Origin of the sequence: Rhodobium gokarnense, from assembly GCF_025961475.1 — a bacterium.
Taxonomy (GTDB): Bacteria; Pseudomonadota; Alphaproteobacteria; order Rhizobiales; family Rhodobiaceae; genus Rhodobium; species Rhodobium gokarnense.
The window spans coordinates 84,422-96,620 of record NZ_JAOQNS010000001.1; the positions used below are offsets into that span (position 1 = coordinate 84,422).

General features: G+C 63.9%; 13 protein-coding genes. 4 read left to right on the plus strand and 9 right to left on the minus strand.

All coding sequences use genetic code 11. The features are described 5' to 3' along the window. Window positions 1–79: 79 nt before the first annotated feature. Complete coding sequence (locus M2319_RS00440; protein ID WP_264599460.1) at window positions 80–1,048, minus strand: calcium/sodium antiporter; 969 nt, start codon at window positions 1,046–1,048, stop codon at window positions 80–82. 239 nt (window positions 1,049–1,287) lie between these two features. Between M2319_RS00440 and M2319_RS00445 the strand changes: the two genes are divergently transcribed. Further along, complete coding sequence (locus M2319_RS00445) at window positions 1,288–2,295, plus strand: mitochondrial fission ELM1 family protein (RefSeq protein ID WP_264599461.1); 1,008 nt, start codon at window positions 1,288–1,290, stop codon at window positions 2,293–2,295. 472 nt (window positions 2,296–2,767) lie between these two features. Here the strand turns inward: M2319_RS00445 and M2319_RS00450 are convergent, their stop codons facing one another. From M2319_RS00450 to M2319_RS00475, 6 genes are all read right to left on the minus strand, one after another. Next, window positions 2,768–3,607 carry a polyphosphate kinase 2 family protein gene (locus M2319_RS00450; protein WP_264599462.1) on the minus strand — a complete coding sequence of 280 codons (840 nt, stop codon included), beginning with the start codon at window positions 3,605–3,607 and terminating at the stop codon, window positions 2,768–2,770. Between the two features lie 80 nt (window positions 3,608–3,687). Beyond that, the gene (locus M2319_RS00455) at window positions 3,688–4,740 is read right to left on the minus strand and encodes a DUF1176 domain-containing protein (RefSeq protein WP_264599463.1); all 1,053 of its coding nucleotides are present in this window, start codon (window positions 4,738–4,740) and stop codon (window positions 3,688–3,690) included. 48 nt (window positions 4,741–4,788) lie between these two features. Beyond that, window positions 4,789–5,463, minus strand: a complete 675-nt coding sequence (locus M2319_RS00460; RefSeq protein ID WP_264599464.1) for a ribonuclease T2 — start codon at window positions 5,461–5,463, stop codon at window positions 4,789–4,791. A gap of 8 nt (window positions 5,464–5,471) precedes the next feature. Continuing rightward, complete coding sequence (locus M2319_RS00465) at window positions 5,472–5,909, minus strand: hypothetical protein (RefSeq protein WP_264599465.1); 438 nt, start codon at window positions 5,907–5,909, stop codon at window positions 5,472–5,474. Between the two features lie 109 nt (window positions 5,910–6,018). Continuing rightward, on the minus strand, window positions 6,019–6,867 hold the full coding sequence (locus tag M2319_RS00470; protein ID WP_264599466.1) for a 23S rRNA (adenine(2030)-N(6))-methyltransferase RlmJ: 849 nt from the start codon (window positions 6,865–6,867) through the stop codon (window positions 6,019–6,021). Window positions 6,868–6,958: 91 nt separating this feature from the next. Next, window positions 6,959–7,240, minus strand: a complete 282-nt coding sequence (locus M2319_RS00475; protein WP_319801754.1) for a cold-shock protein — start codon at window positions 7,238–7,240, stop codon at window positions 6,959–6,961. A 248-nt stretch (window positions 7,241–7,488) separates the two neighbouring features. On the opposite strand from M2319_RS00475, the gene M2319_RS00480 reads away from it, so the two are divergent. Together M2319_RS00480 and M2319_RS00485 are read left to right on the plus strand one after the other, a co-directional pair. Continuing rightward, complete coding sequence (locus M2319_RS00480) at window positions 7,489–8,130, plus strand: MBL fold metallo-hydrolase (RefSeq protein WP_319801755.1); 642 nt, start codon at window positions 7,489–7,491, stop codon at window positions 8,128–8,130. A 154-nt stretch (window positions 8,131–8,284) separates the two neighbouring features. Further along, window positions 8,285–8,944 (plus strand): DUF922 domain-containing Zn-dependent protease, encoded by a 660-nt coding sequence (locus M2319_RS00485; protein ID WP_264599467.1) that lies wholly within the window; start codon window positions 8,285–8,287, stop codon window positions 8,942–8,944. Window positions 8,945–8,967: 23 nt separating this feature from the next. On the opposite strand, the gene M2319_RS00490 is transcribed toward M2319_RS00485, so the two are convergent. Next, on the minus strand, window positions 8,968–9,339 hold the full coding sequence (locus M2319_RS00490) for a hypothetical protein (protein WP_264599468.1): 372 nt from the start codon (window positions 9,337–9,339) through the stop codon (window positions 8,968–8,970). Window positions 9,340–9,717: 378 nt separating this feature from the next. Between M2319_RS00490 and M2319_RS00495 the strand changes: the two genes are divergently transcribed. Further along, window positions 9,718–11,010, plus strand: coding sequence for an ion transporter (locus tag M2319_RS00495; RefSeq protein ID WP_264599469.1), 1,293 nt, complete (start codon window positions 9,718–9,720; stop codon window positions 11,008–11,010). A 78-nt stretch (window positions 11,011–11,088) separates the two neighbouring features. Here the strand turns inward: M2319_RS00495 and M2319_RS00500 are convergent, their stop codons facing one another. Next, window positions 11,089–11,898, minus strand: coding sequence for a hypothetical protein (locus M2319_RS00500; RefSeq protein ID WP_264599470.1), 810 nt, complete (start codon window positions 11,896–11,898; stop codon window positions 11,089–11,091). Between the last annotated feature and the right edge of the window lie 301 nt (window positions 11,899–12,199).

Sequence of the window (12,199 nt, forward strand, 5' to 3'; positions counted from 1 at the left end):
CAAGCGGTTCCCCCCGTTCGTGTTCGAGGGCTCTAAAATAAGGGGCGTGCCGGGTTAATCAATCGCCCGGCATGGACGCTCAGGCGGCGCCGATCTGGAAGACGATGAAGATGTAGAGCGCGTAGCCGGCCGTCATGGCGATGCCGGTGATGCGGCCGATGGTGACCGACAGGGCGGCGAACAGGAGGATCAGCACGGACGTCGCCAGCATCGCCCAGATGTCGAAGCTGACGATCTCGGCCGGCACGGCGATCGGCGCAATGAGCGCGGTGGCGCCGATGATCGCCAGGAGATTGAAGATGTTGGAGCCGACGATGTTGCCGACGGCAACGCCGGTGTGGCCGCGCACGGCCGACATCAGCGTGGTGGCGAGTTCCGGCAGCGAGGTGCCGAGCGCGACGATGGTGAGCGCGATGGCGGTGTCGGAGACGTGCCAGGCGCGGGCGATGGAGACGGCGCCGTTGATCGTCAGTTGCGCGCCGACGGGCAGCGCCGCAAGGCCGGCAACGAGGAAGAAGGCGGCAATGGCAAGCCGGCTCGGCACGCCGCCGACGTCGTCGTCGATGGCATCTATCTCGTTCTGGCGCCTGTCGCGCCGGGCCTTTCGGGCGACCCGGACCGAGGCGGTAAGGAAAACGACCAGCAGGGCGAGGAGCATGACGCCGGCTGCCCGGTCGATGACGCCGAAATAGCAGAACAGCGCGAACACCAGCGACACCGCGATCATGAAGACGGCGCTGCGGGTGACGCCCTCGTCGCCGCAATAGGTGGCGGCGAGGATCGACGGCAGGCCGAGGACGAGGAGCACGTTGGCGACATTGGAGCCGACCACGTTGCCGATGGCGATGCCGCCGGCGCCGTCGAGGGCGGCGCGGACCGAAATGACGAATTCCGGCGCCGAGGTGCCGAAGGCGACGATGGTCAGGCCGATGATCAGGGATGGAATGCCGAGACGCTGTGCCAGGCTGACGGAGCCGCGAACGAGGACGTCGCCGGCGATCAGGAGGATAGCGAGACCGCCGAAGAGACTGGCAAGATCGAGGAGCATCAAACCCGTTCGAGCTGTCGCCCCGCATCGGGTCCTGATGGATGCCGGAGAGGGTGCGTTGCGTGGATGGCCTGTGCGGCCTGATTGATGGCCTATATAGGCGTCGCGGTGGCCGATAGAAACCACCCCGGCTTCGGTTTCCCGTGCCGGACTGCCCTGCAACCGCAAAGCGGGGCCGGGCGTCGTCGGCGGCGCGCCGGTGCTGTCGCGGCGATCGGGCCTGTGCTATCGCCATTGCCATGACGGCAAGAATTCTTTTCCTCAGCGATTCCCGGCCGGGCCACTATCACCAGAGCGAGGGCGCGATCCGGGCGCTGCAGCGGCTGGCGCCGGTTTCGGTCGAGCGCATTCAGGTGAAAAGCCCCGGCTGGCTGCGCGGGCGGCGCCAGCGGCAACTGGTGTCATTGCTGTCGTTTTCGCCAGCGCTTGCCCTCAGGCTCGCCCACGGGCTCGACCTTGCCGCGATCGCGCGGCCCGACATCATCGTCTCGGCCGGGGCGGAGACGATGGCCGCCAATGCGCTGCTCGCCCGCCATTTCGGCTGCAAGAACATTTTCATCGGCTCGCTTCGGGAGATGAAGGAGGACCGGTTTTCGGCGGTGCTCGCCATCTATCCGAGCGAGGCGGTGCGGGCGAACCACATCCTCACCCTGAAGCCGCCGCCCTTCGAGCCCGACGATCTTCCCGCGCCGACGCGGCCGCAGGGGACGGATCTCTCCGGGCTCACGGCGGCGCTGTTCGTCGGCGGGCCCTCGGGCAGCCATTCCTGGGGGCCGGCCGACTGGGAGCGGCTGGACTCCCTCGTGCGGGAAACGGGCAGGGCCGGGCTCTCCTGGACGCTGACCAATTCGCGGCGCACGCCCGATGCGGCATCGGACAGGCTCCAGCGGCTTGCCGCCGAGGAGCCGTCCGTTGCCGGCTTCGTCGACATCCGCGCGGCGGGGGCCGGCTCGGCGCACGAGCTCTTCGGCGCTGATATCCTTGCCGTGACGGAGGATTCGGCAACCATGCTGATGGAAGCGGTGGCGGCGCGCCGGCCGGTCATCGCGCTGGTGCCGGAGCATCGCGGCAAAACCCGCGACGACGAGGCGATCGATGCCCTTGAAGGCGCGCGGCGCCTGGTGCGCCTGCCGATTGCCGAGGCGGACAGGGCGCGGTTCGGGGACGCGGTCCATGCCGCCGAGCCGCTTGCGGACAATCCGCTCGATGCGCTGGCGGAGAAGTTGCGGCCGGTGCTGGCGCTTTGATGGGTTTGAGTGTCGCTCACGGCTCTGCGGGGGCGGCGCAACAGCGCCGGCGGCCGGTCGGCCTTGCGAAGCCTTGCGGCTTCGATGGTTCTCGCTTGCTGCTCACACTGAGCATTTCATGCGATTACGGAATCGCCCGAAATGCTCTAGATTGTTGTTTTTGTGCGTATTCTTATCCGAAAACCGGTTTCCACTTTTCGGGAATACGCTCTACCTATTGCCGTTTCACTCTGTCGTCATCCCGGGCGGAGCGAAGCGGAGACCCGGGATCCATTGCCCTTATCGACACGGTATGCCGTCGAGGTTCGGCGGCGCGGCCGACATGCGCACGAAAGCATAGTTTACTCAATAAACGGCGTACCGTTTAGACAGGGGCAATAGGCCCCGGCTCGGGGGCCGGGGTGACGACCGAGTGTGTGACTGCCGTCGTCCGCCGGTCCATCGGCCGGAGTGAGGGCGACAGTGGCTGCCCCTACTCCGTCCGGCCGGCAAGATTGTCGACGAGGTCGGGGTCGAGGTCGAAGATGTTGTTGGCTTCCAGCAGCGTCTTCTGGTCGAGCGGGCGGGGGCCGAGTTCGACGCCCCTGGAGAGCTCCTTGCAGATCGTGGAAATGATCTCGATCCGCGCATAGCGCTTGTCGTTGGCCGGGACCAGGTGCCAGGGCGCTATCTTGGTCGAGGTCTTATCCAGCATCTCCTCGATGGCCTCGATATATTCCGGCCAGCGCTTGCGGTTGCGGAAGTCCTCGTAGCCGAGCTTCCAGCGCTTGATCGGATCGCGCAGGCGCTCCTCGAAGCGGCGGAGCTGCTCCTCCGGCGTGATGTGGAGGAAGAATTTCAGCACCCTGGTGCCGTCCTCGACCAGAAGCCGCTCGAAATCGTTGATCTCGTCGAAGGCGCGCTGCCATTCCGTGGTGGTGGCGAAGCCCTCGATGCGCTCGACCATCACCCGGCCGTACCAGGAGCGGTCGAAGATCGAGATCGTGCCCTTCGGCGGCAAGCGTTCCCAGAAGCGGGTCAGGTAGTGGCGCTCGCGGTAGTAGTCGCGCGGCGCGGCGATCGGCCAGACCTTGACACCGCGCGGGTCGAGCAGGGCCATCATGCGGCGGATCGTGCCGCCCTTGCCGGCGGCGTCCCAGCCCTCAAAGACGATGACGGCGGCGTCGCCGGAAAACAGGTACGCCTGCTGGATCTGCCGCAGCTCTTCCTGAAGCTTGCCGAGCTTGTGGTGGTATTTCTTCTTCTTGATCGTCTTCGTCATGTCGAGGGACGCAAGATGTCCCTTGCCGCCGCTGTTCTTCCTGGTCGCCATCGTCGCTTCGTTTCGCCCCCGGATATCTGTGTGGTCGGCAAAATCATCGGGACATTTTGCGCGGGGCGCAAGGGCGTCCGTCACTTTGCCGGATAAACCACGGGCCAGTCCTTGGCGCTGCCGCCGCCGGTGCAGCGGCCCGGGGCGGAAAACCGCTCCATGGCGAAGGCGTAGTTCTTCCACACCCAGGTGCCGGAATGGCCGCAATCGCTGCCGCCGCGGCCTGCATAGAGGCTGGTCAGCCTTTTCGTCTGTTCGTTGAAGGCGATGTTGAAGAGCGTGTCGGTGCCGACCCAGCCGTAGTCGCGGTTGAAGACCGAGAAGTAGAGCGGCTCGATGCCGCCGATCTCGCCGGTTTCCACGATGTAAAGCCGGTAGCCGACATTGTCGCCGCTGGTGGTGCAGGCGAGCGCGTAGAGGGTTGCGGTCTTCGACACGGCGCCGATGAGCGGGTCGAAGTCGCTCATATGCTCGGAGTTCGGGTCCTCGCAGGTGCTCGCCGCGCGATGGCGGGCGAGGAGGTGCGGCGGCACGCCGAGGCGGGCGATGGCGGCGGCGTTGTCGATCTTGGGCGCCGGCTGCAGGTGGTTCGGCGGACCGGCAACGAGCGGACTGCCGAGCCTCCCTTGCGCCTCGTCGATCCAGACCAGGGCGGCGGACATGCCGGTCAGCGGGAAATCCACGTCATGGGGCGTCCCGGAGACGTCGAGGAACGTGAAGCGCAGGCTCTCGCCGGCGAGCATCTGGCCGATCAGGATGTTGAGCGTCCCGTCGTCGACGATGAAGAAGTCGTTGACCGTGCCGAAGGGCGCATAGCCGCGCTCGGGCTTCAGGGTCAGCGGCGGGTTGTCGTCGACGCGGACCTCCGCCGGGCGGTCGCGGTCGGCGAGGACGGCGATGGTGGAGATGGAGATCGTCCAGGCCGATTCCGCCTTGGCGGTGCGGCCGATCCGGAGGGCGAAGCGGGCGTCGTAGCCGCCGCTCGCCTTGCCGACGAGGCTGGAGGCGATGCAGCCGTCCTCGTCCTCACAGACGACCGACCAGTCGTCGAAGTCGCGCTCCTCGGCGCTTGCGGGGGAGGCGGCGGTGTAGATCAGCGCTGCAACGGCAGCGGCAAAAAAAGTCCTGGTCATCGGGAGTCCTCCCCTTCGTTTGGCGTCCGGCACAACGTTCCGGACGGCTCAACGGTTGCGTCCGGTCCGCCGCGAGGGCGGCATCACCACCCGGTCGCGCCGGCAGGCGCGGCGGTCGACGGCACGGCAGGGCCGGAAGTCCAGCTCGCGGGTCATGCAGATGCGGACCTCGCGCAGCCGGCGCCGGTCGCAGGTCACGGCGATGGCGTCGGCCTGGAGCCCGGGATTGGCGGCGCGAAAGGCCTTTTCCACCAGATCCGGATCGACCATGCGGTAGTCGTCCAGATGGGTGAGGGCCGGCGGCACGACGACCCGCTTTGCGGCCGCGCGCATGCGCTCCAGGTAGCCGACGGGCGAGAGGCCCGAGCAGGTGCCGTGCTTCTTCCATTCGTGGCGGACGAGGTCGCGGCTCGGCATGATGTCGAGCATGCCGGTCACCTCGCGCTCCGTCAGGCGCCGGAAATTCCTCATGTGGCAGTAGTCCGGCCAGCCGCGCTCGAATTGCGGCCAGAGGCCGTGGACGACGAAGGCATAGGGGCGGTCGGAGCCGCACTGGAAGCGGTTGGCGCGGGCGCCTTCGGCCTCGCAGTAGCTCGGCGACCAGGACAGCGACAGCACATAGTAGTCGAAGACGCCAGGCCGGCCGTCGGCGAGCGACGGTGCCGGCCGCAGCGCCAGGACGGCGACGGCGGCGAGAATGGCGGCCGAAAGGGCGCGACACATGGGAAGCGTTATGGCCGCACCGTGCGGCACTTGGCGTCGTGCACGTACCAGGGATCGAGGCCGCTTATGCAGAACTCCACGCCGCGCCACAAAGCGACGAAGCCGGCCTCCTCCTCGATCATGTAGTACATCTTCCGGTGACTGAGGTCGGAGAGGCGCACGCGGGCACGGCAATAGCGGCGCACCAGCGGGCTCGGCCGGTTGGCAACGAGGGCGAGCTGCTGCACCTCGTCGATCTCTTCGATCGACTGGATATTGCTGTAGAGCTCGCGGTCGGCATGGGCGAAGCGATGGGTGATGGAGCGGAAGACGCCGGGGCTGTCGCAGGCCGGCACGTGGCGGTCCGGATCGGGATCGTCCGAGTGGTTCCAGAAGAAGGCCGAGGCCGGAAGGGCGCCGAGCGCAAGGAGCGCGGCGGCAAGGACAAGGCGGGCGATACGGCTCATGACGGGCCCCTGGCAACGTTTCTGCAGAGTTTGGGGCGACGATGGGCCAGCGGCCGTGCGGCGTCAAGCCGAAGGGGGGATGCGGGCGCCAAATGGCCGGATGGTGTGGCTATTCGGGAACGAGCCAGTCGAGGCGATGGCCGGCACCGGGTCCGGCGGACAGCGTCTTCTGCAGCCAGGGCAGAAGCAGCTTCAACTCGTCGGCGAGCGTATAGGGCGGATTGACGATCAGAAGCCCGCAGCCGGTGAGCGGGCCGTCCTTGTCACCGCTTGCGACCTGGAACTCCACGCGCAGGATCCGGCGGATGCCGGAGGCTTTGATGTCCTCGTGGAAATGGCGGACCTTCGTTGCATCCTTGATCGGGTACCAGAGCAAATAGATGCCGGTCGACCAGCGGTGGTGGGCCTTTGCGAGGCCGTCGGCGAGCGTTGCGAACTCGTCTGTCTCCTCGAACGCCGGATCGACCAGGACGAGGCCGCGCTTTTCCTTCGGCGGCACGAAGGAGCCCAGCGCCAGCCAGCCGTCCAGTTCCACCGTTTTGATGCGCCGGTCGCCGGAATAGAGCGCAAACAGCGCCTCGTAGTCGCGCGTGTGCAGTTCAACGAGGGTGAGGCGGTCGTTGCGGCGGGTGAGGCGCCGGGCGATCTCCGGCGAGCCGGGATAGGCGGCAACGGCATCGTCGCTATTGAGGTCGCGGATCGTCTCGAAATAGGGCTCCAGCAGCGCGGCGATATTTTCCGGAATCTCGGCTTCGATCAGCCGGCCGATGCCGCCCTGCCATTCGCCGGTGCGAAGGGCCTCGTCGGACGAAAGGTCGTAGACGCCGAGGCCGGCATGGGTGTCGATGACCCTGAACGCTGCCGGCTTCTTCTTCAGATAGTCGAGGATGCGGGCGAGCGTTGCGTGCTTGACGACGTCGGCGAAGTTGCCGGCGTGGAAGGCGTGGCGGTAGTTCATGAAGGGGCCTTTAGCTGCGGCGCTCCGGTGCCGCGATCCGCCCCTACCTGCCGCGCCGCGGCGGCAAATGCAAGCCGCGCTCTCGGTCGGCTCAGTCTTCCAGCTTCAGCCCGACGGCCTTGGGGCCGCGGCCGCGCCGGTCCGGCTCGGTCTCGAAGGAGATGCGCTGGCCGGAATCGATGGTGCCGAGGCCGGAGCGCTCCACCGCGGAGATGTGGACGAAGATGTCGGCCTCGCCCATGTCCGGCTTGATGAAGCCGAAGCCCTTGTCCGCCTTGAAGAATTTCACCGTGCCGTATTGCCGCGGGCCGCGTTCCTCCGGGCCGTCGTCCTGGCGGCGCGACATGCGCTCGCTGAATCCGTAGTCGCTCATTGTGCTTGTCGCCGTCTTTCCTGTCGGCCGCCGGATGCGGCCGGACTTCCTCTCCCGCGGATGCCTCCTGCCGCGGGCAATGCGACTTCAAAGGATAACGGCGCTCTATGACCGTTTGGTGAGACCTTGATGGCGTCATTGGGGCGGGCGGTCCGCAGGCGGCTGGTGCATCCGGCCCCGCATTGTGTATCGTGGCGCCGCCGAGGCGCCTCCGATCCGCCCGGCCTGATCTCCCGAAAGGACCCGTCATGCAGCCCATGAACGCCATCGTCGTGCCCGTCACCGCCTTCCAGCAGAACTGCACGATCCTGTGGTGTACCGCGACGATGAAGGCGGCGATCGTCGATCCGGGCGGCGACGTGGAGGGCCTGAAGCAGGTGATCGCGGACAAGGGCGTGACGCCGGAAAAGGTGCTCCTCACCCACGGACATCTCGACCATGCCGGCGGTGCGGCGGAGCTGGCCGAAGCCTATGGCGTTCCGATCGAGGGGCCGCATGTGGACGACACCTTCCTCCTGGAAAGCCTCGCGACGCAGGGCCGCGACTTCGGCGTGCCGGCGGAAGGGCGCAACGTCACCCCGGACCGCTGGCTTGCCGAGGGCGACACGGTCAGCGTCGGCGAGCTGACCTTCAAGGTGCTGCACTGCCCGGGCCATACGCCGGGCCATGTGGTGTTCTTCCTGGAACCCGTGCGGCTGCTGATCGCCGGCGACGTTCTCTTCCAGGGCTCGATCGGACGCACCGATTTTCCGCGCGGCGACCATCCGGCGCTGATTTCCTCGATCAAGGACAAGCTCTTTCCGCTCGGCGACGACGTTTCCGTCCTGCCCGGCCACGGGCCGATGACGACCATCGACGAGGAGCGCAAGACCAACCCGTTCCTGCAATAGGGGCCGCCCCGGGGTGGTTTGGCATGGCCGGTTAGGCGTGGCGCCGGCGGCGATCGGCGCTATAGTACCTGTCGGCAACGGACGAAAAGGGCTGGGCATGGCAGGCCGGGCGAAAAGGATCGCAATCGGGATCGCAGCCGTCGCAGTGCTGGCGATGCCTGCCGGTGCGGCCCCGGTCGCGGGCAAAACCGTCTACAAGCACTACGCGGTGCGCGGCGAGACGCCGGCGGAGATCATCGTCGACATCTGGCGCCAGCGGCGGGTCAATCGCGGCGACTTTTCCATCGCCAGCATCCAGACCTCGGTCGAGCCGAGCGGCCACTTGCAGTCCGGAAAGACGTGCAGGGTCAAGGATTTCTCGGTCAAGACGACCTATGTCGTGACGCTGCCGCGGCATGTGGGCGAGCGCCGGCTGAAGCCCCGCACGCGCCGGCTCTACCGCTCCTTCGTCAAGAACGCGCGCCAGCACGAACTCACCCACCGGGCGATCTACCAGAAATGCATGCAGCGGTTCGTGCGCTCGGTCCGGCAGATGACGCCGCAGCGCTCCTGCGCGGCCGCGCGGCGGGTGATCACGCGGATCGCCAAGCTGGAGAGCCTGCGTTGCCGGGCGGAGAACCTTGCCTTCGACAAGCGCGAATACGCCAAGTCGGCGCGGCTGCCGCTGCTGCGCCAGGCACTCGCCGACACCGAGGCGCTGAAGGCCGCGCGGCTGTCGACCGGCCGCATCAACGTCTTTGCCGGTGACGCCGGGGCGTTCTCCTCCTCCGCCGTGCTGCTGCGCCGTCACAACAGGGCGATGGAGAACAAGTAGGCGGCTGCTTGGTGGCTGCCCGACTACTTGCTGGCGGCGGCGCGGGCGACGACGCCCATGCGCAGGCGCACGGATTTCGGCACCTTCATGTCTTTCAGGAACTGGTCGGTGCGGGTGAAACCGCACAGGTCTCGCTGGATGACGGTGTACCAGAGCGTCTCGCCGGCGGCGTCGATCAACGCCGCATGCTCCTGCCGGCGCGGGTCGTCCTCGGCAAGGTGGGGGGCGGGCAGCTCCGCCTCGAAGTCCTTGAGTCGCTTCAGGCGCTTTTCCAGCTCGCGCAGCAGCCGCCCGAGCGTGCCGGCCTTTTCCTCCATCACCTCCCGGTCGATCGACGCGGTCAGCGGATCGGTCAGGCCCCTCGGGGCGTAGAGGGAGGGCGGGCGGACGGACATGGGAGGAGGATCGGGGGTGGGGGAGGTGAGGTCAAGGGGGCGTGTGGGGAGATGGGCAAGTCATCCGGCGGCCAGTGCCGTCGCCGTTGTGCCGTGCTGGAATGAAACTGCCGCTCCCGGCATGCCGGCATCGGCTGTTCCGGTTGGGCTCGCGGCTTCTGGCTCCGCTGTCCCCCAGCCTCCGCATCACCACCGTGCTCGACACGGTGGTCCATGATGCCTAGCGGTCATCTGCAATGGGAGCGATTGGAACGACCGCCACATGGATTGCCGTGTCAAGCACGGCAATGACGCCGGGGAGGGTGGCATCGCCAGAGGTCGTGCCGCCCCCGTTCCGAGCTCCTGCTCCCGTCATGCCGGGCGAAGACCCGGCATCCAATGCCCTTGCCAAGCGGTGTGCCGGTGGCGGGCGCGAAGACTGTTGCTCGACTAAGTCGCTGCGCTCGCAATGGCGGGAAGGGAAAGCGCTGCCTGCGCGCCCGGCAATCGGGCACCGCGCGCCTCATTGACAAATTCAGGCGCGCACGCACTATCGCCAAAGTTCTAATTCTGGTCGAAGCCTTTGGCATGCTGCGTTTTTTCGACAGGGCTCTCAACAGGCAAGGAAGCCGGGAATATGTCGTCTTCAACTACGTTCTTCTCTTCCTGATATTCCTTTCGATTTTCCTTCTCGTCGTCGAAGTTCGCTACAAGGAAGATATCGGCCCGCAGATGGCGATGTTCGTCGACGTGGCGGATTACGTGATCATCGCTATTTTTGCAGTCGAATACATTTTTCGGGTCGTTCTTGCGGAGAATCCGAGAAAGTACGTTTTCAGCTTCTATGGGGCCGTCGATTTTCTTGCTGTCTTTCCGTCCCTATTGATCTTTGCCTTCGGTGGGGCTGTCAGCGCCGGATTCTTCCGGGTCATGCGGTTGTTTCGCCTGTTTCGGATTTTGAAGATCGTGCGTTTCCGGCGCGAGCAGGATCCCTTCTGGAAGGGCGTCCTGGCGCAGACGGCGCCCTACATGGCGATCGGCATGGCCTTGAAGATCGTCGTGTTTGCGTTCGAGGATCAACAATGGGTTCCGGAGATCGGAAACCTCGGCACAGTGATCGCCGTGGTCGGCTTCTCCATAGGGGTTCTGCTCGGATCGAAGCTCGGCGTTGCGCAGACCCGTCTGCACAAATTCGAAGACAGCCTGATCGAAACCATCGGCCTGTTGGAGAGCATCCAGACGACCGTCGACAGGAGCTTGATCCGGGAATGGACCGCGCAGTTGGAGACCTATTTCCGGACGGGTGAAAACCCAGATGGTTTCTGGGATGTGCACGATCGGCTGATCCTGAAGATGCAGGAGGCGAATATCGGGGCGCCGATCCGGGCATCGATCAATCAGAAGGTCTCTTACATCGTCTTTCGCATGAAGACCGAAACACCGCGCATTTACGATGAGTTCCTGCAGCGAATTCTGATCTTCTACGCCTTGGCCGTGATCATTTCGATCCCAGGCTTTTTCGGTTTTCTCAGCATCATCCTGATCTGTTATGTGCTTGGCGGCATGTATTTCGTGATCTGCGATATCGACCAGCCGATATCGCATAGCCGGACGGCGCAGATCGATGCGGATATCTCGCCGTTGCGCGACTACATGAAGCGACTTGGCGTGGAGCTAGGGGGCGCGGCCTGAGGATTGGCTGTCGCGTTGCGGATCCAACGGTGCGATCGCGTCGGCCTCGCGACCGGAAAACATCCGGGTGGTTGGAACTCACAACCTCTCCGAAAACGCGTGCTGGCATTGTTGGAAAGTCATAATGCTCGTAAGAAAAACGATGTAGTCCTGGTTAAAAGCTATATCCCATCGGTCGTAAGGTAGAAATGGAAAAATCAAAAAGAACGCATAAATAAAGATCATCGTTGCGCGAAGCCAGGATTCAAGCCGCGCGTAGGAAAGGGTGAACTGAAACAGAGACAGGGCTATTGCCGCCATCTGAAAATAGAAAAAATGCGAACTATCATCGTATTTATACAGCCACATCATTCCTATAACGAACATACCGAGAAACAGTATGCCGCTATGTTCGACCAGCTCTTTTCTTGTGTATATGGGGGGAGGCTCTTGGGTCTGGCTCCCGGAGGTCGGTTGCTTCGGTTTCTCGTCGTTTGATACAAGCTGAGAGAACCGTTTCTCAAAATAAAATACATCCAATAAGACGAAAAGAAACGCACCGGCAACGAAAACAATGAATCTCCATTTTAAAGAATAGGGCGAACTATCATAGTGATAGTATGGAATCACCATGCAAATGGAAAATGTCAAATATCCGAGAATTACGAATCCTCGGGATAGGTTTGGCAGCTCTGAAAATACCAATATGAACCGGACAATAGATAGTACAAGCAATACCAAACTAAGAAGCGAAAATACCGAATCGAAGAAATTGTCTGCCGACTTTGCGAAAGTCGTAGCGGCGATGATCGCCAAGAAGATCGGGAGAAAAAATAGACCTCCCGTCGTTGATCCGAACCTTTTCCTTAAATAGCGCAGGGAATTCTCGCTGACTCGCGCTTCATTCATGGGTCGTCCCTTACAAACAATTCCTTCTGCCGGCAGGTGCTGAAAACTGCCCGTCTCTCCGGTAACATCCTTGCTCCCTACCGTGGTTGGTCAATTGCCCTGTTCCTCGAACCGGCGTCCCGGCGCTGTTCAGCATTTCTCCAAATAAAATTCATCGAGCGATACGAAGTAGATCACGCCACCAAAAAAAACAAAAAAGTCCAGATTATCTAGAAAGAAACTTGATCTGCTGAAGTCGAAAAACAGGTTTGTTAACACCGCGCAGGCAATGAATATGATGTAAATCGCGCTGATGACGATG

Bases quoted from the DNA above. Each gene is read 5' to 3' on its own strand.
- M2319_RS00440 (WP_264599460.1), bottom strand. From the start codon at position 1,048: ATGCTCCTCGATCTTGCCAGTCTCTTCGGCGGTCTCGCTATCCTCCTG.
- M2319_RS00490 (WP_264599468.1), bottom strand. From the start codon at position 9,339: ATGTCCGTCCGCCCGCCCTCCCTCTACGCCCCGAGGGGCCTGACCGAT.
- M2319_RS00465 (WP_264599465.1), bottom strand. From the start codon at position 5,909: ATGAGCCGTATCGCCCGCCTTGTCCTTGCCGCCGCGCTCCTTGCGCTC.
- M2319_RS00450 (WP_264599462.1), bottom strand. From the start codon at position 3,607: ATGGCGACCAGGAAGAACAGCGGCGGCAAGGGACATCTTGCGTCCCTC.
- M2319_RS00475 (WP_319801754.1), bottom strand. From the start codon at position 7,240: ATGAGCGACTACGGATTCAGCGAGCGCATGTCGCGCCGCCAGGACGAC.
- M2319_RS00460 (WP_264599464.1), bottom strand. From the start codon at position 5,463: ATGTGTCGCGCCCTTTCGGCCGCCATTCTCGCCGCCGTCGCCGTCCTG.
- M2319_RS00455 (WP_264599463.1), bottom strand. From the start codon at position 4,740: ATGACCAGGACTTTTTTTGCCGCTGCCGTTGCAGCGCTGATCTACACC.
- M2319_RS00485 (WP_264599467.1), top strand. From the start codon at position 8,285: ATGCCTGCCGGTGCGGCCCCGGTCGCGGGCAAAACCGTCTACAAGCAC.
- M2319_RS00470 (WP_264599466.1), bottom strand. From the start codon at position 6,867: ATGAACTACCGCCACGCCTTCCACGCCGGCAACTTCGCCGACGTCGTC.
- M2319_RS00480 (WP_319801755.1), top strand. From the start codon at position 7,489: ATGCAGCCCATGAACGCCATCGTCGTGCCCGTCACCGCCTTCCAGCAG.
- M2319_RS00445 (WP_264599461.1), top strand. From the start codon at position 1,288: ATGACGGCAAGAATTCTTTTCCTCAGCGATTCCCGGCCGGGCCACTAT.
- M2319_RS00500 (WP_264599470.1), bottom strand. From the start codon at position 11,898: ATGAATGAAGCGCGAGTCAGCGAGAATTCCCTGCGCTATTTAAGGAAA.
- M2319_RS00495 (WP_264599469.1), top strand. From the start codon at position 9,718: ATGCCCTTGCCAAGCGGTGTGCCGGTGGCGGGCGCGAAGACTGTTGCT.